Genomic DNA, 19644 nt, shown 5'->3' on the forward strand with positions numbered 1-19644 from the left:
CCTGAAGCTCCTGAAGCTCCTCATCCCCTCCGCCCCTCTGCACCTCTGCCCCGAAAGCTCCGAAAGCTCCCCATTTAAAATATGATTCAATTTTGCCGTTGCTTTAGAGCCGCTTGTAGCTGGTGCAACAAAGTGTCGGCTTCGACGTGGAGATGCAGCAACTTAACCTGATGATCGGCTTGGTAAACGGATCTCATCAAGTGAATGAGGCGATCGCCCTCTGCGCCATGACCAGAACCGTGACGATGCTGCGGTGTGCTAACGGTGGGTGAAGTTTCTCGGCTTGATAAGACAACGGTAGACATTTGCGTTTTAATAGTAATTTTTACTTATTTACAATAGTTAAATATTCTACAGCGATCCGCGAAACATTGTGCAACAAATTTGTCATTTTGCCAAATTCTTTGCCCCAGGCTTCAGGGGAAACCGGGCAAAAAAATATAAAATAAATGTTGCAAAAATGTAAATTATAAAATTTATCCTAATTTTTACGCCTGATCCAAGGGAGAACGCCCGCGATCGCGGTACACTAAAAATAGACTTCGATTGTATCCAAGTCTATGTGAATTCGACCCCCAACATGAACTACAGTGACCCTGAGTTTATCTACGACTGAATCTAACGTATCTACTTCTAAATCCGGCGCTGGTGCCACATCAGCGCATTCCGCATGGCCAGGTTTAATTGAAGCCTATCGCCCGTATCTGCCGGTGAGTGAAAACACGCCGGTAGTCACCTTAAAAGAAGGCAACACCCCACTGATTCCCGTGCCAACGATTGCCGAAATCATTGGCAAGCAAGTAAAAGTGTTTGTCAAATATGATGGCCTCAATCCCACCGGCAGCTTCAAAGACCGAGGCATGACGATGGCCATTTCCAAAGCCAAAGAAGCCGGAGCCAAAGCAGTCATCTGCGCCAGTACCGGCAATACTTCCGCAGCCGCAGCCGCTTACGCCCGACGGGGTGGAATGCGGGCTTTTGTGGTGATTCCCGATGGCTATGTGGCTTTAGGAAAATTAGCCCAAGCTCTACTTTATGGCGCTGAAGTGCTCGCGATTAAAGGAAATTTTGACCAAGCATTACAATTTGTGCGGGATATGGCCAATGATTACCCAGTCACCCTGGTTAATTCCGTCAATCCCTATCGCCTGGAAGGTCAGAAAACAGGGGCTTTTGAATTGGTGGACGCTTTGGGTGATGCTCCCGACTGGCTTTGCATTCCCGTGGGCAATGCAGGCAACATCACCGCCTACTGGATGGGTTTTTGTCAATATCATCAACTAGGGAAAAGCGATCGCCTCCCGCGAATGATGGGATTTCAAGCGGCAGGAGCAGCGCCCATTGTCAACGGGGCTCCCGTAGCACATCCAGAAACCATCGCCACGGCGATTCGGATTGGCAACCCCGCCAGTTGGCAACAGGCTGTGGCGGCGCAACAATCAAGCAAAGGTGAATTTAACATCGTCACGGACGCCGAAATTTTAGAAGCTTATCGCCTCTTGGCTTGCCAAGAAGGAGTCTTTTGCGAACCCGCATCGGCGGCATCGGTGGCTGGCTTACTCAAAGTCAAAGACCAAGTGCCTCAAGGGGCGACCATTGTTTGTGTCCTGACGGGCAACGGACTCAAAGATCCTGATACCGCCATCAAGCACAGCAATAACAATTCCTTTAAACAAGGTATTGAACCTAATCTAAAGGCGGTAGCTGAAGCAATGGGCTTTTAACCGACTCCAAAGCAGTGGCAGGCCGATCGCTGGCAGGAACAGAAGATCCGGGGAGCGTTGGTTCTGGACGTTTCTTCTTTGCGGCAACAGTGGCTTGGGTCAACAGTTCTACCGTATCACCCAAGGCTGTGGTTAGACTTTTGCGGGTTTGCTCGTGAGCGATTTGCTCTTGCCTGAGGGCTTCCCGCAGTCGCTCCGCTTCTGCTTTGCCTTGGTCGATTTGGGCGATCGCCTCCAAGAGTTTCTGTTTAATTTCGTCAGTTTCCAGACGGTTTAACTCCTGCCAAAGCTGCCGCTCAGTGGCTGCTCGCTCCTCTGGAGATTTTCCCCCCTGTTTCAACAATTGGATTTCTGATTGTAAAGTATCGATCCTGTCTTGGTAGACCTTAGTTTCTTTCCGCCGCTGTTCCGCTTCTTGGTTATACAATTCTCTCCAGCGATCAATTCGCGATTGCGCCTCCTCATACTCTTGTTGTAGTTGAGCAACTTGTTGTTGTAAAGATTTAATTTCCGCTAACCATTGGGCGATATCCTGACTCATAACCGGGGAAATTTAAGAGTTTAAAGAGCTTTTAGAAAGATTTTACCGCTTTAAAGACGAATGGAAAATTAGTAATGGTTGATTGTTGATTGTTGATTGTTGATTGTTGATTGCCAACATTTAATAATTAATATTTTTTCAATCAACAAATAACCAATAACAATCAACAATCAACAATCATGCACATTATTTGTGCCATGATTTTCTCAATTTTAGAGCCAAGAATGAGTCCCAGGAAAAAATATTAACCAAAAATATTAATAGCGTTTGGTGGCCGAAAAAAGAGCGATCGCTCCCAGACCCATTGATAACAGCAACAACACCCAAATCACCCCTGATGAGAGGAAAGGCAGAATTTGTAACCCCCGAAGCACCCAAACAAACAGGGTAATCAGCAGTAAACAACCAAACCAGCAAAACCAAATGAAAGTTTCAGACTTGTTAAATTGAGTCATAAGGCAAAATAGTCGGTTTTAGAGTCAAGATAAATTTCAGAATATTTTATGATTTTTGCATACAAATCAGTTGCATAATGAAGATAACCAGAGTGTTATATTTCAATAGAGCATGAATCAGGGATGCGACTCAGCCGTCGGTGGGCGATCGAGATGCAAATTCGATATATCCGCTTTGATTGGTTATGGATTCGTGGTTATGGGAGCGAAACAACCAATAACTAATTCGTAATAACTAATTTCTGATCAACAATCAAGCAAAAAAAATGACTAAATCTTGGAGGTCGTTCCAATCTCTGACGATTTGCGATCCTGAAGAACCTTAAGTCCAGCCACGCAAATCTGTGCAAATCTGTTGATGTCTGTCAAGGTTTGCTGAAAAAAGTTGGCTGTTTGTTATCAGTGATTACACCCTTGACAGTTAACATAACTTCATGCAACGCTGTCATCTAAAAATATATATAGACCAGTTATGTCAGAAGCAAATATCCGATTCAGTTTATTACCCAATTCCTTATCAGATACAACGTTTGTTGACTCATCGGTCAATCAAACTAGCATCTCCGAGGAAACTGAAGTATATTCTACCAATGATCGTCAAACGGAAATTCCTCGGCACAGGGGACCAATGACCTGGGAAGATCGCCTCCGTGAAATTGGTCGAGAATTCGCGGAAATCCGCACAGCCCAGGGAATTTCTGTCTATCAGCTTCATGCCCAAACCCTCGTGCCATTGCATACAATCCAAGCTTTGGAAAAAGGGGACTTCAAGCGATTGCCGGAGAAAATCTACGTCCAAGGGTTTGTACGGCGGATTGGCGATTACCTGGGCTTCGATGGGGCTAAACTGGCGGATTCTTTACCTCCAGATGAGGCGATCGCCCCTGTGTCACAACGGAACCATTTCTGGACATTTCAGGGATTTTACTTCACCCGTTTTCATTTATACCTGAGTTATATTGCCCTGTTGATTGCCGCAGTCAGTGCTTTGAGTGCGATCTCGAATCCATCACCCCAAGAATCCTCGGCACAAAAATTTATCAATCCGGTGACTGATGCCGAAACACCAGCCTCAGAACCATCCGGCGCCAAAAAATCAGGAACAGAAACATCAGGAGCAGAAAAACCATCAACAATTAAAAAATAATTCGCCCTAACTATCTATACCGGATTGGCGGTTGAGGAAACCTTATGGTTTTTCTCCGTAGTCATAATGAGAGGATTCGGAATGTATTTTTCTAAATCTTAAGTAATAGCTAATTGCTTTTATATAGAAAAAAGAAATGGAGATTTAAATTGAGTCGAATGAGTCAAAGTCATATACTTAAATTTGGTCTAATTCCAGCGATCGCGATCGTCACCCTTGTGGCTACGGCTCAAGGGTTGACAACTTTATCAGCCGATGGACATGGGCAGACTGCCAGCCAGCCTAATGTTGAAAAAACTAAAGTATTCAGTAGTTTGACCACTGCTCGTGGTTCGGATAAATCTCAAACCGAATCGGCAATTATTCAACCATCAGTGAAAATTGCGGCGGAAAAAAATAATTCTGTCGAGCCAAAAGTTGAGCAAAAACAAGAATTATCCTCGGCAGAGATATCGGCGGGAAAAAACAGTGCCACGAGTTCAACGAACCCCGGACAAAAGTTATCCGCAGTTCCATCAGCAACAACCCCGGTTGCCGATAGATCCAAACCAGAACTCCCGGAATTAACACCGGGTAAAAACCCTCTACCAGAAAAAGATGCCCCAAAATCTACCCCGCTAAAATCTCCGCAGTCTGAGTCCCCAAATCCATCTGGGTCGGTGGAAAAACCCCATACAGTTTCAGATTCTCAACCAGAAACTAATTCTCTGGATAGCCAGAAACCAGCAAGCAGCCCGGTTGTGGTTCCCTATCGGGAACTGCCTCCGATGCCGCAGCCACAAACCACACCTGTTGTGGTTCCATATCGGGAACTGCCTCCGATGCCGCAGCCACAAGCCACTTCAGAAACAAATTACCATAAAATTATTCCGACAGATTGGTCGGAAAATAATGTGCTGTTTGAGTTATTTGCGACTCCTGATGCTCCTGGGGTGCTGGCGATTGGGACAGCCGAAGGAACAGTCACGGCCAGCGGTCAGTTAAATTCAAGCTATTGGGGTCATACAGATCCGGGGAATGGCGCAAATAATTTGGGGACTTTCAGTTACCAACATGGAGCACCTACACCGAGACAGGCTGATTGGCGTCAGCTTAGACGATTGCAGAGGCAGGTGGAAACGATCCTGGGTCAAGCTCAAGAGCAGAATGTTAAGCTTTCCGCCCTGGAGTTGGTTGCGGGTGCGGATTTGTTGAACCAAGCACCGGCAGCGGGGATGAGCTATGTGGAGAATTTAAAAAAGGCTCGCGCCAGGGGTAATCAAGGAATTAATGCCGTGTTAGAAGCTCGTGTGATGAGTTTTGTTAACCCCGAAACCGGAGTTCTCGAGGCATCCGGTTTTGGCAATAATTGGGAAGTGCTCAGACAAGACCAATGGCGTCGGTTAGTGGAATTGCACCAAACTTTGCAGTTGCATGGGGCGATCTAAAGCAATATTTTAAAATCTACCGGGAGCAAATTTGTTTAGAGCGATCGCCCATGTGGAGCGATCGCGAGCGCGTTGCGTAGCAATCTCGCCATATTGTTTGGAATTGCCGTAATCCTAAGCGCATCCGCGCCGCGATAGCGCTCCGCGAACGGTTAATTCTGAGGATTATCCAATGGTAAAGACGGAGGAGTTGGCGGGGCCACGGGACAAGATAATGTGACTTTATGGCTTTCTCGTTCCGTCTGCATTTCCACCGCGATCGCCGTAAGCTCAATTTCTACTGTCCCATAAGGAATCAGCAACTGCATCGTTGCCTCCATATCCCCCATTCCCGTAGCCCAAAAATCCGTAATCCAGTGCGGGCCATCCAGCAGAGTGCGAGTTTGCCGGTCATGCAGCCATAATTTCACATAAATGCGGGGTTCCAGTTCTGGCAATAGCACCAGCAACTTTACCGGACGACCGGCGATTAATTCCCCTGGTGGCAACTCCAGGTGTGGGTTGGGTACGGGTTCATCTTCGGGCAAAAGTAATCCCACACTCGACAGATTGGCTTTCTTGTCGCCCACGGAAAGCTGAGTTTGGCTAGTGACTTCCGTTTCCAGTTCATCATCCACCACAATCTCTTGATCTTCAGAGTCGATCTCCTCCTCTTCAACTTCAGAGTCGATCTCCTCTTCTGGCGGATTTTCCACCCCCATTCGATCGGCCACCGGATGTTCCTCAGCTTGGGGACTTTCTAGCTCAGAAAAATGACTCTTTAACCATTCAGATAACTCATCATCACTCGCCAAAGCATTGAGGCGAGAGAAAAATCTTTGTTGTAAATTTAGCTTTTGAAAAGCTGTTTCTAACAAAGAAGGTTTGCGAGGTTCTGGGGTAGAAGGTTCCGGGGAAATTGTCAGACTATCTGACGAAAAAGACTCAAGAGATTGATCTTTTTGTTTGGCTTTTTGCTGAATTTTTTTCGTAAAGTCAATCACATTGGTCGCCTCGGCAGTTTTCTCTGCGGGCAATTCCGGCTCCGGTTCTGGGTCAGGAGACTGAGCCGGATCCTCTGGAGGATTCTGATTTTTCACCGGAAACTGTGGTTGACGAGCAAACACCGGAAATTCAATCGATTTAAATGGTGAAGGTTGATCCGGCGGCAATGGTAGGTCTATTTTGGGGGGAATTGCCGGTTTTTTCACCCGTTGAAATGATATGGGTTCAGGATTTTTCAGGGTTTCTACGATATTTAAAAAAGCTTCATCAATCCTCGTTAAATTATGTTTAATGGTCGATTCTCTGGATAAGTCTAAGAGTTCTTCCTCGATTAAATTATCAGAAATTTCTTCCATCAACTGATTGACATCGGCTGTAATGGAAAACGATGCACTGGCTAAGGACACAGGGGCATCCTGTTGATTTGATTCTGCGGGTGCATAGAGGTTGACTTCTCCTAAAAGTAAACTGGTGTTGCACTTTAAGGGAATATCCACGTCACAGGAAAAGGGTACTGGTAGCTTTTGGGCAAATAAGGGTTGCTGTACTTCGGCTAACCATTTGCCGGTTTCCGGATTGCGTAAACCAATGTGCAGTTGACCTGTAACCACAAACTCGCCTTGCTCGGTGGTATCGGCCTCAATTCGACCAGAGAGGGTAAACCGTTCGCCGCAATTGACGATATAGGACTGACGCGCTAGGGTCAATTTGACTCCTGGGGCTGCCAAAAAATTTTGAACTTGGGGCGCGGGAGGTTTCCCAGATGATGGGCTGGGTTCTGGATCGGCAGTGGAATCAAAGGATGAGTCTTCACCGTTGCTGCTTGGGGCTGTTTCTGGCTGATGGATAGTTTGATTTGTCCCCTGGGTGGGAGCCGGTTCAGATAAGAAGGTGGGGGGCTGTGTTGGTTCTAAATCTAAGTGCTTCCGCACCGCTCCGCGAACGTCCAGTTCTGCATCTTCATCAATGGGTAAGACCTGTAAACGCACGGATTCTTGCCAGGTTTCTTCCTGGCCATCGGGGTTTACGTCACCGACACAGCGCAGTTCCCAAATGCCCGGTTTGAAGCGCATAAATGGAATGACCACCATTAATCCTTCGGGACTGGTGCGATTGGTTCGTTTTTGGACTCGACGTTTTGGCGGGAATTCTTCCGGGGGAGTTTGATGGGTAATCCTAATTTCTACGGGCACGTTGTGCCGACTCGATCGCGCAACCAGCCGATATCTACCTTCTAAAATTTCCACATCAGCGGTTTCTAGAGGTAGCCAGGAGCGATCGCCCTCTTTTTGTATGAGAAATTCCCAGTAATCCATTGCTTGCCGTGGAGATAGTGTCTGCCTGACAGGTGATCAAAATTTTCCTGAAGCCAGTGTAACCTAGTTTTGCCTGATTGCGTCTGCCACCGGATTCTTTTCTGGGGCGAAAGCGCATCCGCGCCGCGAGAGCGATCGCCCGATCCTATAGGCTTTGACAAGTTCGTTGGTTCTAAAATCGAGTGTTAATTATTAATTGTTAATTGTTAATTGTTAATTGTTAATTTTTGACATGATTGGTGATTTTGCTTATGTTTCCAGGTAAAGTTAAGTCAATATTTACCCGTTAATTTTTGCCTGTTTAATTAAATTCAATTTAAATAATTGAATGGTTTTTTTTTATTAACTCAAACATATTTATTTTTTTAAAATAAACTTAACAAATACTTGATAAATAACCCCTATAAATTAATTGTTCGATATGTCGTAATTCCTATGCCGTAAGTCCTATGGCTTTTTGAACATACAAATCATTCTGAAAACATTGTAGCATAAAAATGCGGTTAATTTATGCATATTAAATTACATGAATTAACCGCATTTTTTCTTAGTTGGATATTTCTAGGTTAGGATGAAATGTACTCACAACTATACGCACAACTAGGATAGAAAAGTTATGATCGACCAATACCGACATAACGGAAACCGGCGGCTTCAATGGCCTTGCGATCGAGGAAGTTCCGGCCATCAATCATCACCGGATTATTCATCGATTTAGCCATCGACCCATAGTCTAAATGCCGGAACTGGTTCCAGTCAGTAATTAAAACTAGGGCATCACAGCCAAAAGCCAGTTGTTCGGCGTTGGTTTCCACAAGTACCCCAGAAAGTCCTTGACCAATCCCACTTTGAGAGACAATTGGGTCATAAGCTTTGACTTTTGCCCCTAAGCGGTTGAGTTGTTCAATAATATTCAACGCGGGGGCATCGCGCATATCATCGGTATCGGGTTTAAAGGTCAAGCCTAACAAACCAACAGTTTTGCCTTTGAGGATTTTCAGTTCATGCTGAAGTTTTTCGATCGCAATCACTCGCTGGTGTTTGTTGACTTCCACAGCGGACTTGAGTAGCTTGGCATCATAGCCATAGTCGTCAGCAGTGTGAATCATCGCCGAGACATCTTTGGGGAAGCAGGAACCACCCCAACCAATGCCCGCTTGTAAGAATTTCGGGCCAATCCGAGAATCTAAGCCAATGCCTTTGGAGACTTGTACCACATCGGCGCCTACGCGATCGCAAATATTGGCAATCTCATTAATAAAGCTAATCTTCGTAGCCAGGAAGGAATTCGCCGCGTATTTAATCATCTCCGCCGAACTCAGGTCTGTTTTCACCACCGGCACTGGAGGCAACGAAGGATCTTCGCCAAACTCCCGCTGAATTAGGGGTTGATAAAGTTCTTCCATCAGATTCAGCGCCCGCTGGCTATTGCCACCGAGGACAATTCGATCCGGATTAAACGTATCGTAAATCGCTGAACCTTCGCGCAAAAATTCGGGGTTGCTCACCACATCAAATTCAATTCCCAATTTAGCGGCGATTTCATCCCCGTTAGCGCCAGATTTTTCGCGTTCGGCCAGTCCATCGAGGACAATCATCCGCACCCAGTCCCCAGAACCAATCGGCACCGTGGATTTATTCACAATCACCTTGTAGCCTTTTTGCAGGTGACTACCAATCCCACGGGCTACCGCTTCCACATAGCGAGTATCGCTTTCTCCCGTGGGTAAGGGTGGAGTTCCCACGGCAATAAATAAAATTTCTCCGTGATTTACCCCAGCGGCTAAATCACTGGTAAATTCCAGCCTTCCCGCACTGGTAGATGACTGCATCAGTTCTGAAAGTCCCGGTTCATAAATCGGGGACAGTCCAGATTTCATCATCTTGACTTTTTCTTCGTTGTTATCCACACAGATCACATGATGCCCTGTATGAGCCAAGCAAACACCTGTGACTAAACCAACATATCCTGTACCAATGACGCAAACGCGCATATATGGGTAACTCCTCATTTATTATCAGTGAGCGGTTCTTAAGCGAAAAGAAGCCTGATTTCCGATTATTGACGATTGATGAAGTGGAAAAAAACGATGCACCTGTATTTCTGTGATTCTCAAGCCCTCGAATTATTGATTTTCAAGGGTGTTTCCCGGGCAGTTCCCGAAGATGAGCGATTCCTTCCGGGACGCTTCGCGAAGGGATCGTGACTTTTTGCCAGAAACCATCTTTACTGGTCGCTATTATATGACTCAGGATGCCGTAAAAAGCAATTGTTAAATTAAGTCGAGGAAAGGCGATCGCGGAAATCTTGAATCATCAACTCTAACCCTTGATCCAAAGGCACCGTCGGCTGCCACCCTAGGTAATGCTTGGCCTTAGTAATATCCGGTTGGCGCTGACGAGGATCGTCTTGGGGCAGGGGCTTAAACTCAATTTGGGCATCGGGATTAATCATCTTTTGAATCTTCTCGGCCAACTCTAAAATAGTATATTCGCCCGGATTTCCCAGATTCACCGGCCCAATATAATCCCCATTCATCAACCGAATCAGTCCTTCGACTAAATCCGACACATAGCAGAAACTGCGGGTTTGGGAACCATCCCCATACACCGTCAGAGGAATTCCCTGCAAAGCTTGCACCACGAAATTACTCACCACTCGTCCGTCATTTTCCAACATTCGAGGGCCATAAGTGTTGAAGATTCGCGCTACCCGAATATCCACATTATTTTGATGATGATAGTCAAAAGCCAGGGTTTCTGCGACTCGCTTCCCTTCGTCATAACAGTTACCGCACCAAGCAGCCCGTCCGTTGCGACGCACGCAGATCACATGATTACGGACATTCACGCAATACACTTTGCCCACATAGCGAACGCGGTCGGGGGAAACCAGGTGAGCGTCAACAGCCGGTCGAATATTAACGTGATAAATATCCCGTCCTGCGGCGTGGGAAACTACTGATGCCGCATATCCGCAACGCAACGCTAACTCTTGCACATCGTCAGCAAGCTGCTTTGACTTGGTGTAATAAGTGTAACAATTGCCTCTTTGGGAGCCATCTCCGAGAATCAGCGCTTTTAGCAAAATCCAGGACTGTCGCGGTGATAGCTGAAGCAGTTCTCGCGGAATGTATTTGTCTCCTGACTTGCCAAATGGCAAGAGAATTTCCGCCAGTTGCTTGCTGCAAATTCTAAACTGGTGGTCGTCGGATTGGAAAAATTTGAAGCCCAGACGACTGAGACAAGCCGCTATTTTTGCCCGTCCTTCTGGGTTTTCTTGAGCAATCAAGATGTTGTAGTCAGCCACATCGTAGTCGGATCCATTGACGACGCGCCCCCGTTGGCGGACATGGACGCATCCTTCAGAAATGTAGTAACCGAAGAATTCCAGCCAGTCATCCATCGCAATGCGTTCTACGCTGACTTTGGCATTTCGAGGAGGCTGACCTAGCTCAAACCATTCTGGTTCTTCTCCGACAAACTCCCCACCTGTAAGCACGCGCCACGAATGCCAGTGTTTGTCTTCATCAGCGCGGACAAACTTCAGAACGCCGGTTTTACTACGGACGTACATCCAGTGATTGGGGGTGACGCAAAAATCGAATTTGGCATTGGCAAAATGTAGCAATTCGCCAATATAAGGCTGCTCGATATATTCGTCCGGGATATGGTATTCGACTTGGTTATTTGGATCTAGGGTGGCTACGCGAACCCCCGGTTTTAAATCCGGGAAAGCTACCCAGCCTTCCTCTGTTAAAATTTCGGTTTTTGAGTCGTAACATGATCTCGGTCCAATACAGTTCACATTGCCCCGATACTCTTCGGTCTGGGGATGCACATCCGGGTCGCCATAGACCTCAGAGGTAGACGCTAGGAGAAATCGCGCCTTAATCCGCTTGGCTAACCCCAGCATATGCATCGTCCCGATTACGTTGGTTTTAATCGTTTTGACGGGATTGTATTGATAGTGAACTGGGGAAGCGGGACAAGCGAGATGATAAATCTGATCTACTTCCAGGCGAATCGGTTCGGTGACATCATGGCGAATCAGTTCAAAGTAAGGATTATCCATCCACTTGAGGATATTCCGCTTATTGCCGGTAAAAAAGTTATCTAGGCAAATAACATCGTGTCCTTGCTCCATTAATCGGTCGATCAAGTGGGAACCAATAAACCCCGCCCCACCCGTGACTAATATTCTCATGCTTTTCAGATCCTAAATTGCTGAATGTAGCAGACTCTAGGATAGCAATTCTCAGGGGGTTATTCATAGGATTATATTTAACAAAACAATTACAGGCGATAGAATATCTAAGCAAACCCTGTTGGGGGAGATTGGTAAATTACGGCAAACGGATGAATCAATTAAACTACGCCTTTACTCTGTGGATGAGTCTTTTAGTCGAAGCAATTCCTTTCTTGCTGCTGGGGGTAATCTTCTCCAGTGTGCTTTTGTTGTTTGTGGAAGAGCGCAAGCTGATCGCGAAGTTGCCGCGCAACCCGATCCTCGGTGCGTTTGTGGGCAGCTTGATTGGCTGTATCTTTCCGGTGTGTGAATGTGGGAATGTACCCGTGGCCCGTCGATTGTTGGTTCAGGGCGTCCCACCCCCGGTGGCGATTGGGTTTTTGTTTGCGGCGCCGACGGTAAATCCGATTGTGGTTTGGTCTACTTGGACTGCGTTTCGGGAGTTGCCGGAAATGGTGGTGTTGCGGTTGGGCTTTTCTTTGGCTATTGCCACTCTGTTGGGCTGGTTGTTTAGTGTGCAGCAAGATTTACGACCATTTCTCCAACCAGCGGTGATTCGGGCGATGCCAAAGTCGATGAGTCCGGCGGATTTATTCGGGGCTAAATCGGACAGTGGCGCATCTCAGGAATCTCAGGACGAGCCGATTTCTCCTCTGTTACAGTCTGGCAGTTTTTTGCTGGGGGAAACCGGCGGTCCTCAAAGGTTAGAAACGAATATTTTGCAGAGTGGCTGGACTGCGGTGAACGATAGCGGTCAAAATTTCGGGTCTAAATTGTCTCGTCGGCCCCGTTGGGTGCAGCAGTTGCCGATGGTGGTGGATAATATGGTGCTGGAACTGCGGGAACTGGGCGGGGTGTTGATTCTGGGTAGCGCGATCGCGGCGATCGTTCAGATTTTCGTCCCCCGTGAAATTATTATCAATTTGGGACAAGGCCCCGTCAGTTCGATTATTGCCATGTTGATTTTGGCCACAGTGGTGTCCATTTGTTCAACGGTTGATGCGTTTTTTGCTCTATCATTTGCCTCTACTTTTACCACTGGTTCCTTACTGGCCTTTTTGGTTTTTGGGCCGATGATTGATATCAAAGCGATTGGTTTGCTGTTGTGGATTTTCCAGCCGAAAACCGTGGCTTATTTAATGATTATCGCCGCGCAACTCACCTTTGTGGTCTGTCTGGCCTATAACCTGAATATTAGCTAAATTAGCTAACTCTCCGTAAGACAATCCCTAGAACAAATTTCATCATGGCTATATTTAATGAATCAAACTCTGCTCTCTGGAAACAAGTCCAACCTTGGTTAGACGTTGTAGCTATTTTCGCTTGGGGAGTGTTACTGATTAAACTCTGGGTGACTGGGGAGTTAGCGATGCTGATCCATCCCAATTACTTTGGCCTGACGGTGTGTGGGGGTCTGGGGTTAATCGCTATTGCTGGCTTCAAAGCATGGCAATTTGTACTTATGGGTCGCCGTAAGCAGAAGACTCAGAGTTTAAACACCCCAAGTCCGATGCCACATCTCAGTTCAAAAGCCTTGGGTTGGAGTGGTGCGGTGTTTTTGGTGTCGGCTTTGGTGGGTTTTATGATCAAACCGACGGTTTTTGCCAGTGATAAAGCTCTGCAACGACAGGTGACGGATTTCGTGCCTTTGGCGGGTCAGACTGTCAGTGGTGATTTGACGGCGCTTACCAAACTCAGACCCCAAGCTTTTAATGGGAATAATAAGCCGGAAGAGCGATCGCTCATTGGCTGGGTTAGGACACTGACGGTTTATCCCGAACCCGATGCTTATACGGGTCAGCCGGTGAATGTTCAAGGGTTTGTGATTCATGCCCCGGAACTGCCCGAAAGATATATTTTATTGTCCCGATTTATTATTACTTGTTGTGCCGCCGATGTTTATCCCGTCGGTTTGCCGGTGAAACTGAAGGAAAATCGCAGTGCTTATCCCCCAGATACTTGGTTAGAAGTCAAAGGGGTGATGATTACCGAGAAATTTGGCGATCGCCGACAATTAACTATCCAAGCCAATTCGATTACACCCATCCCCAAACCGAAGAATCCTTATGATTCTTAAAAGTTATTCCTTTGCCAATGTTTAACCCGTGCCAGTAGTTCCTTTAATTGCTGGAGTAATTGCGGAATCTCTTGCGGTTTATTTTGTTGAGCATACTTTTGTACCTTGGCAGCAATTTCTGGCATGAAACGCACCCCGACCGTAGATGAACTGCCCTTGATTTGGTGTGTACGAAGGGCTAAGGTTTCCATATCGTTACTGGCAAAGGCGGCGATCGCTTGTTCCAGATACATTTCTGTATTGCTGATAAATGCCCCCAGCAATTTTTCTAGGAACTGTCGATCTCCAAAGCTAATTTGTTGTAGGCGATCGCTGTCTATAATGTTGTCTGTAATGCTGTCTGTAACTTTGTCAAGGATTAAATCATCAGCCGTTGCCGTTGTCGAGCGAGCGCCTGGGGGTTAGGTTGTTTGCCACCGAGAAATTTTCCCTAAATGCTCCCTATATTCTGCCGATGAACCATTCCGTAACTTTAAATCAGCCACATAATTCTTTAACTGCTGTAAAAGACTATTTAACTGATTTAACTCACCGATTAACCCATCGGCAACTTTGATGTGATGGGATTTAGCATTTGCTTGCAAACTTCTGGCAATTTCTGCAATATCTTCGATGCCAACATTCGCACTAGCCCCTTTAATTTGATGCGCCAGTTTAGCCACCAATACCGCATAATAATTTATCAAACCTTTCTTTAAATCCGCCAAATATCCTTCAGTTTGTTCCAGATAAATTGCCAGTAATTTGATTTCAAAAGCTTTATCCCCGCCGCTAATTTCTGCCCAACGATGGGGATTAATCAAAGCTAATTTTTCTCCCGGTATTGTTGGGGAATCCATTTTTGCAAAAGCCAAGCTCTTGAGTTGTCACAGGTTTAGTCAGATAATCATCCATTCCCGCATCCAGGCATTTTTCGCGATCGCCTTTCATCGCATAAGCCGTAAAACCCACCACCACCCTAGGGGCATTTTCTCCTTCCCGTTGCCGCAGCAACCGAGTCGCTTCATATCCGTCCAACACCGGCATATGACAATCCATCAATACCAGATCATAAGCTTGTAAAGCTAACCGATCCAGGGCTGCTTGTCCATTTTCCACATCATCCACTTCATAAGCAGGTGAACATAATTAATTGCACTTTTCGCTCCCTGGCGTAAATCCTTGGATTCCCGCCTGTAGGAAGGAGAGAGAATAGAGAAGAGAGAGTAGAGAATATATTTCCTCTTTCCTATGCATCCTCTTTCCTCTTTCCTCTGATGGGGTCTGTGGTGAATTTATTACATCTACTTATCCTAGTTGTTTAAGTTGATTTCGGGTTAATTTTCGATTTATGGGAATATCTTCAAACAATAAAATTTTGATTGAGTCATAATCTTTTTGGCGGTCAAAATCAGTCAATACATAGTCAGAATAAATAGAAATTTTGCTGGAATTTGTTAACATAGTGTCCTCCGGGATCAACCCCTTACTGGCATTTTGATCGTCCCTCACTCCCCCTGACTTTTAATTCTGGGGAATTATGGAAGATCGATGATGATTGGATGTTGTGATTTAGGGCATTTTTGGGGTTTCACTGGATTTGGTCAATTTTACTGAATTCGCCCTAACTCAATTTGGCTGGGTTAATCCTTTTTTTTGATTCAATATTAATTGAACGTATTTTCTCTTTTTTTTACCTTAATTTACCAGACTTTATTAAAAAATTAAATAGATATAATAATTATATTTATCTACCGATAAAAACAAGTTATGTTTACCAATTAAATTTAAATAAAACAATAAAAATCACGAATTAATTCGTAAAAATACTATCAGTAATAATCCCAAATTGATTAGACTAAATACGGTCAAACCAGCCGGGTAAAGGCGCTGGATAAATTTGTGATGTCTCCTCCCTATATCGATTGATTTTTCCGGGTCTTAGCAGGGGAGGAGTTAGGAGAGCAGTTAGGAGAGGAGTTAGGAGAGGAGTTAGGGGAGGAGTTAGGGGAGGGAGGGGACACCTCTTTCTTAAGCAGCAGTGGGGGTTGACTCCTGAGAAAGAACGTTGGGGCATTTGGTAGGTTTGAACCAAAAGTGAAATGGATCGAACAAATAGGATTTTCCAGCAGTTCTGTGTGGTGAAATCTTCTAAGACCCGTGAGTCAGGGGATGAATTGTGCGGCAACAAGGTAAAAGTCCAGTGGGCGATTCCCTCGCCTGAGCAACGCGCGATTCCCTCGCCTGAGCAACGCGCGATCGCACCCCCCGATTAAACCCACCATGAAAAGTCCACTCCCTGAGTCATGGTCAAAACCAGATCAATCTATCAATCTATCTACCAATCTATATATATGATATATATGTGGCGTTTGTTGTTGAAGCCTGGATAAGTTTTTTCCGTATTTTTACTGAGTTAGCAACAACTGTCGATGATAAACCGGGTTATGCGATCGCGCCGACCGGATTAACCCGATGTGATTAAATGGATCGCCAGACCATAAATCTTGGTTGACCCAGGAAACTGTCTGATTTTTCCCCAATCATCATCCAGCCCAGGGGCGATCGTTATAGGACGAACCCCTCAAATCTTATCGGTTAATGTCAGCAGTTTGTGACGATAGTTTTGCCCGTCGTCTTGGTTGGATCCCATCAGTCTGCATCGGCAAAAGTTTTAGGGCTGACCATCATTACTCGGAGATTTATTAGCCTCCTCCCCTGGGTTTGCATGGGACAATTCTCTGCGGGGATTTGATGATTGCGACTGAATCAGCCCCTTGACCATTGCCACTGAATCAGGGGATGATGTGGAACTGCGTAACGCCTCCTTCTAGGCGATCGCACCTCAAATGCCGCCGCTGAAAATATCTTTCTATCGCTATTTTTCTCTACTGGAACCTCTCGGACAGGGAATTGCCCAACCATCACTGGATCGTTGGACTGATTTTGCCCAGATTCTCTTTAGCTTTCCACGTCTGGGTTGTTTCGCCTGATTCGGTGGTTTACTCCATCCGGGCTAAATTGTTCCAAAAAAATATTGATGGATAAATTGGATAAATTTTTACAGAATTAATGATACAATACTTTCAGTTGTCGAATAGGAAATCAAAAAATGTCTAATCAACCAACCCCGCTTACTGGAGAAGAACTGCTCAAAAAAGTTAAAGAGTTAGAAAAAGCCAGCAAAGAGGAAAAAGCCAAAGCAGCCGGGTACTACACTGTCACCAAGAATGGTCTGGAACGGGTGAATATGATGGCGTTTCTGAATGCTCTAATTGATGCTGAGGGCATTACTTTAGATAGTACCGGCACTGGAGAAGGCCGTCGGGGAGGCCGTCAAGCCAGCTATCGGATTACAGTCCAGTCCAATGGGAACTTGTTAATTGGCTCTGCTTACACCAAACAGATGAATCTCACCCCAGGAGATGAGTTTGAAATTACCGTCGGACGTAAGCATATTCACTTGAAACAAGTTGAGCCATCCTCAGACAGTAAATAATTTAGTTGTGGCGCTAAATAATTGTTAAACTGGGATTCCCGTTTTTTAAGCTGCGATCGCCTGTTATACCTGTAGGTGTTTTCAGTCCGTTGTCATGGTTTGTTGCGTTTTAAGGATTTTCTGGACTATTCTTGGCCAATACTCGACGATGGCCTACAGGTAAACAGAGAATGCGGATTCCTAAATCACTCAAAAGTCTAAACATAATATCCACATAAGCACCAATAGAGGTACAAACAGTACCTCTATTGGTGTTGGGAATTAGATCCCGTTGTCCATCTGTCGATCATATGTCGATCTTAGGACTTACGGAAATTTTGTGATTTTTTCCTTTGATCCATTTAGGTCAGGAGAATGACTTCATCTCATAGAAAGCAAAAATACTAGGGAACAGTCAGGGTAGCGAAGGGTGGGGGGGGGTGGCAAGAGTGGGGATTTTATTAGTGTTTTTGGTTAATCACACAATTGAGATACTCCAGGGGCAATTGAAGAAGATTCTCAATTGACTGAGGAACAAAATTGAATCTTTGATGGAAACATTGAGGGAATTAGGGACAAGGCAATAGGGAATTGTCCGTCATCAACCAGAGAGGGACTATATGAATGATACAGAAGCAATCCGGGTCTTGGTGGCAAGTTCTATCAAGAAAAATGGTTGTTTAGGGGCGTATGCAATACGCCCCTAGAAACCGACCTTGACGGGGGCTGGGTTATAAATCAGCGGACTATTACCAGCGAACAGCGAACCATTACACCAAACCCTGATGAAAAAGCGGATGCTTCAGCAAAGTCTAACAAGTAATTTTAACCAGTATTTTAACCATTAATTTTCTTTGATCCATAAGCGAGACAGGCAATGAAAACCACTGCTCAGTTAAGATTAGCTGCCGCAGCTTTGTTTATTTCTTCGACGATCAGTTTGGGTTCTGTGTATTATTTTCTTAATCAGATCAGAAATGTTGTCCGAGGGGTGAATACAGCGGGAATTGTCAGAGGTAGGACGCAGCGACTGGTTAAGTTAGAGTTAGCTGGGCAACGGTCTGATGAGTTAATTGCGGAAATCGATCGCCTGACTGCTGGACTGATTAACGGGGATGTCAGTTTGGGGTTGCCTCGGGTTCAGGATCCAGAGGTTTTGCAGCAATACCAGGCGATCGCGAAATCTTGGCATAACCTGAAACGATTTATTGCTGATTTCCGCACCAATCCCACTGCCAAAGATAGTTTGATAAATTACAGTGAGAATTATTGGGAGATTACTAATGACGGGGTGACGGCAGTAGAAAATTATTCTAGCACTAAACTTTTCCGGTATCAAGTCAATATCTTAATTATATTTGCCCTTAACTTAGTGGTTGCATCCGCCCTGGTCGGGATAATTTTTCATCTGCAAAATAACTTAAAAAATAACCTGAAGACTTTGGCCAATTATTCTACGGAAATTGCCAGCACGATTATAGGCCAAGAATTGCTAACCCAAAAACAGGCGATCGCGGTTGACCAAACTAAAATAATCATGGGGAAGCTGAATCATTTTTCTCAAGATTCAATTGAGCAGGTAATTCAAGTAAATTATAGGGCGGAGGAAGTAAAAAATTTAGTTGAACATAGTCATAAAACAGAAGAAAAAATTTTGGCTGATCTGGTTGTTTTAAGCGATAACATAGAAAAATTTTACACGGAAATTGTCGATATACGGGAGCAAACGAAACAAATTGCCACCATATCTGAGTTAGTCAGTGAACTGGCAAATCATACGAATATGCTGGCTTTAAATGCTTCAATGGAAGCCACTCGTGCCGGGGAAAAGGGGAAAGAATTTGCCTTGGTAGCTAAAGAAATTCGTCAGTTAAGCAATCAAAGTCAAAAAGCTGGAGAAAAAATTTACTTATTGATTGCCCAAGTTAAACAAAATATTAAGTCTACGGTGAGTTTCACCGATAATAGTCGGCAAATTTTTCAGCAAAAACTTAAGATAACGAGGAAAATGCTCAATGAATTTGAGCAAATTGTTGAGGCAATGAATGCAGTGTTTCTTAATAGTGAAGAAATTACCGCGATCGCCCGACAGCAAGGGGCAATTGTCCAAGAAGCCTTGGCCGCGATTCAAGAAATTAATCGCGCTGCCCAAGCAAGTGCTGCGGGTATGAGTGAGGCGAAAAAAGAAATGGAGCAGTTGGAAAAGGTGGCGAGTAATTTAAAGGCGATTATTTAATTTTTATTTATCCACGGTTGCTAAGGCTGGA

The 19644-nt window shown here is 45.2% G+C and carries 16 protein-coding genes and 3 pseudogenes; 7 read left to right on the forward strand and 12 right to left on the reverse strand.

The genetic code is table 11. The features are described 5' to 3' along the window. Positions 1 to 86 precede the first annotated feature (86 nt). Complete coding sequence (locus AM228_RS32520) at positions 87 to 305, reverse strand: hypothetical protein (RefSeq protein ID WP_156331741.1); 219 nt, start codon at positions 303 to 305, stop codon at positions 87 to 89. Between the two features lie 285 nt (positions 306 to 590). Here AM228_RS32520 and thrC point away from each other — a divergent pair, with 285 nt between their 5' ends. Then, a complete protein-coding gene (thrC, locus tag AM228_RS13135; RefSeq protein ID WP_072160763.1) occupies positions 591 to 1724 on the forward strand; it encodes a threonine synthase in 1134 nt (377 codons plus the stop codon). Here the strand turns inward: thrC and AM228_RS13140 are convergent. Beyond that, a complete protein-coding gene (locus AM228_RS13140; RefSeq protein WP_054466566.1) occupies positions 1687 to 2265 on the reverse strand; it encodes a hypothetical protein in 579 nt (192 codons plus the stop codon). The genes thrC and AM228_RS13140 overlap by 38 nt on opposite strands. 257 nt (positions 2266 to 2522) lie before the next feature. Then, positions 2523 to 2720 (reverse strand): hypothetical protein, encoded by a 198-nt coding sequence (locus AM228_RS13145; RefSeq protein WP_054466567.1) that lies wholly within the window; start codon positions 2718 to 2720, stop codon positions 2523 to 2525. 472 nt (positions 2721 to 3192) lie between these two features. On the opposite strand from AM228_RS13145, the gene AM228_RS13150 reads away from it, so the two are divergent. Together AM228_RS13150 and AM228_RS13155 are read left to right on the forward strand one after the other, a co-directional pair. Beyond that, positions 3193 to 3867, forward strand: a complete 675-nt coding sequence (locus AM228_RS13150; RefSeq protein ID WP_054466568.1) for a helix-turn-helix transcriptional regulator — start codon at positions 3193 to 3195, stop codon at positions 3865 to 3867. Between the two features lie 158 nt (positions 3868 to 4025). Continuing rightward, positions 4026 to 5294, forward strand: coding sequence for a hypothetical protein (locus AM228_RS13155; RefSeq protein ID WP_054466569.1), 1269 nt, complete (start codon positions 4026 to 4028; stop codon positions 5292 to 5294). A gap of 152 nt (positions 5295 to 5446) precedes the next feature. On the opposite strand, the gene AM228_RS13160 is transcribed toward AM228_RS13155, so the two are convergent. The 5 genes and pseudogenes from AM228_RS13160 to AM228_RS35245 all read right to left on the reverse strand — a co-directional run. Beyond that, a complete protein-coding gene (locus tag AM228_RS13160; protein ID WP_054466570.1) occupies positions 5447 to 7594 on the reverse strand; it encodes a hypothetical protein in 2148 nt (715 codons plus the stop codon). A 614-nt stretch (positions 7595 to 8208) separates the two neighbouring features. Beyond that, positions 8209 to 9588: a UDP-glucose/GDP-mannose dehydrogenase family protein gene (locus AM228_RS13165; RefSeq protein ID WP_054466571.1), complete on the reverse strand. Its 1380-nt coding sequence runs from the start codon at positions 9586 to 9588 to the stop codon at positions 8209 to 8211. A 284-nt stretch (positions 9589 to 9872) separates the two neighbouring features. Beyond that, positions 9873 to 10487, reverse strand: a pseudogene (locus tag AM228_RS35235) (GDP-mannose 4,6-dehydratase); the annotation flags it as partial. Positions 10488 to 10517: 30 nt separating this feature from the next. Further along, positions 10518 to 11171: pseudogene (locus AM228_RS35240) on the reverse strand (LAGLIDADG family homing endonuclease); the annotation flags it as partial. Between the two features lie 198 nt (positions 11172 to 11369). Then, positions 11370 to 11801 (reverse strand): annotated as a pseudogene (locus tag AM228_RS35245) (GDP-mannose 4,6-dehydratase); the annotation flags it as partial. Positions 11802 to 11953: 152 nt separating this feature from the next. Here AM228_RS35245 and AM228_RS13175 point away from each other — a divergent pair. Together AM228_RS13175 and AM228_RS13180 are read left to right on the forward strand one after the other, a co-directional pair. Then, positions 11954 to 13045 (forward strand): permease, encoded by a 1092-nt coding sequence (locus tag AM228_RS13175; RefSeq protein WP_054466573.1) that lies wholly within the window; start codon positions 11954 to 11956, stop codon positions 13043 to 13045. 44 nt (positions 13046 to 13089) lie between these two features. Then, complete coding sequence (locus AM228_RS13180) at positions 13090 to 13920, forward strand: TIGR03943 family putative permease subunit (RefSeq protein ID WP_054466574.1); 831 nt, start codon at positions 13090 to 13092, stop codon at positions 13918 to 13920. Here AM228_RS13180 and AM228_RS13185 read toward each other — a convergent pair. The 4 genes from AM228_RS13185 to AM228_RS32525 form a co-directional block, all read right to left on the reverse strand. Further along, positions 13917 to 14183 (reverse strand): Hpt domain-containing protein, encoded by a 267-nt coding sequence (locus tag AM228_RS13185; RefSeq protein ID WP_255353194.1) that lies wholly within the window; start codon positions 14181 to 14183, stop codon positions 13917 to 13919. The two genes, AM228_RS13180 and AM228_RS13185, sit on opposite strands and share 4 nt — an antisense overlap. A gap of 138 nt (positions 14184 to 14321) precedes the next feature. Beyond that, positions 14322 to 14759 (reverse strand): Hpt domain-containing protein, encoded by a 438-nt coding sequence (locus AM228_RS13190; RefSeq protein WP_082348872.1) that lies wholly within the window; start codon positions 14757 to 14759, stop codon positions 14322 to 14324. Beyond that, positions 14716 to 15027 (reverse strand): response regulator, encoded by a 312-nt coding sequence (locus tag AM228_RS13195; protein WP_054466577.1) that lies wholly within the window; start codon positions 15025 to 15027, stop codon positions 14716 to 14718. The genes AM228_RS13190 and AM228_RS13195 overlap by 44 nt, the downstream gene beginning before the upstream one ends. Positions 15028 to 15207: 180 nt before the next feature. Continuing rightward, positions 15208 to 15363, reverse strand: coding sequence for a hypothetical protein (locus AM228_RS32525; RefSeq protein WP_156331742.1), 156 nt, complete (start codon positions 15361 to 15363; stop codon positions 15208 to 15210). Positions 15364 to 17011: 1648 nt separating this feature from the next. On the opposite strand from AM228_RS32525, the gene AM228_RS13200 reads away from it, so the two are divergent. Next, positions 17012 to 17398 (forward strand): AbrB family transcriptional regulator, encoded by a 387-nt coding sequence (locus tag AM228_RS13200; protein WP_054466578.1) that lies wholly within the window; start codon positions 17012 to 17014, stop codon positions 17396 to 17398. An 856-nt stretch (positions 17399 to 18254) separates the two neighbouring features. Continuing rightward, positions 18255 to 19613: a methyl-accepting chemotaxis protein gene (locus AM228_RS13205; RefSeq protein WP_054466579.1), complete on the forward strand. Its 1359-nt coding sequence runs from the start codon at positions 18255 to 18257 to the stop codon at positions 19611 to 19613. Positions 19614 to 19644 lie beyond the last annotated feature (31 nt).

Source organism: Planktothricoides sp. SR001, assembly GCF_001276715.1.
Taxonomy (GTDB): domain Bacteria; phylum Cyanobacteriota; class Cyanobacteriia; order Cyanobacteriales; family Laspinemataceae; genus Planktothricoides; species Planktothricoides raciborskii.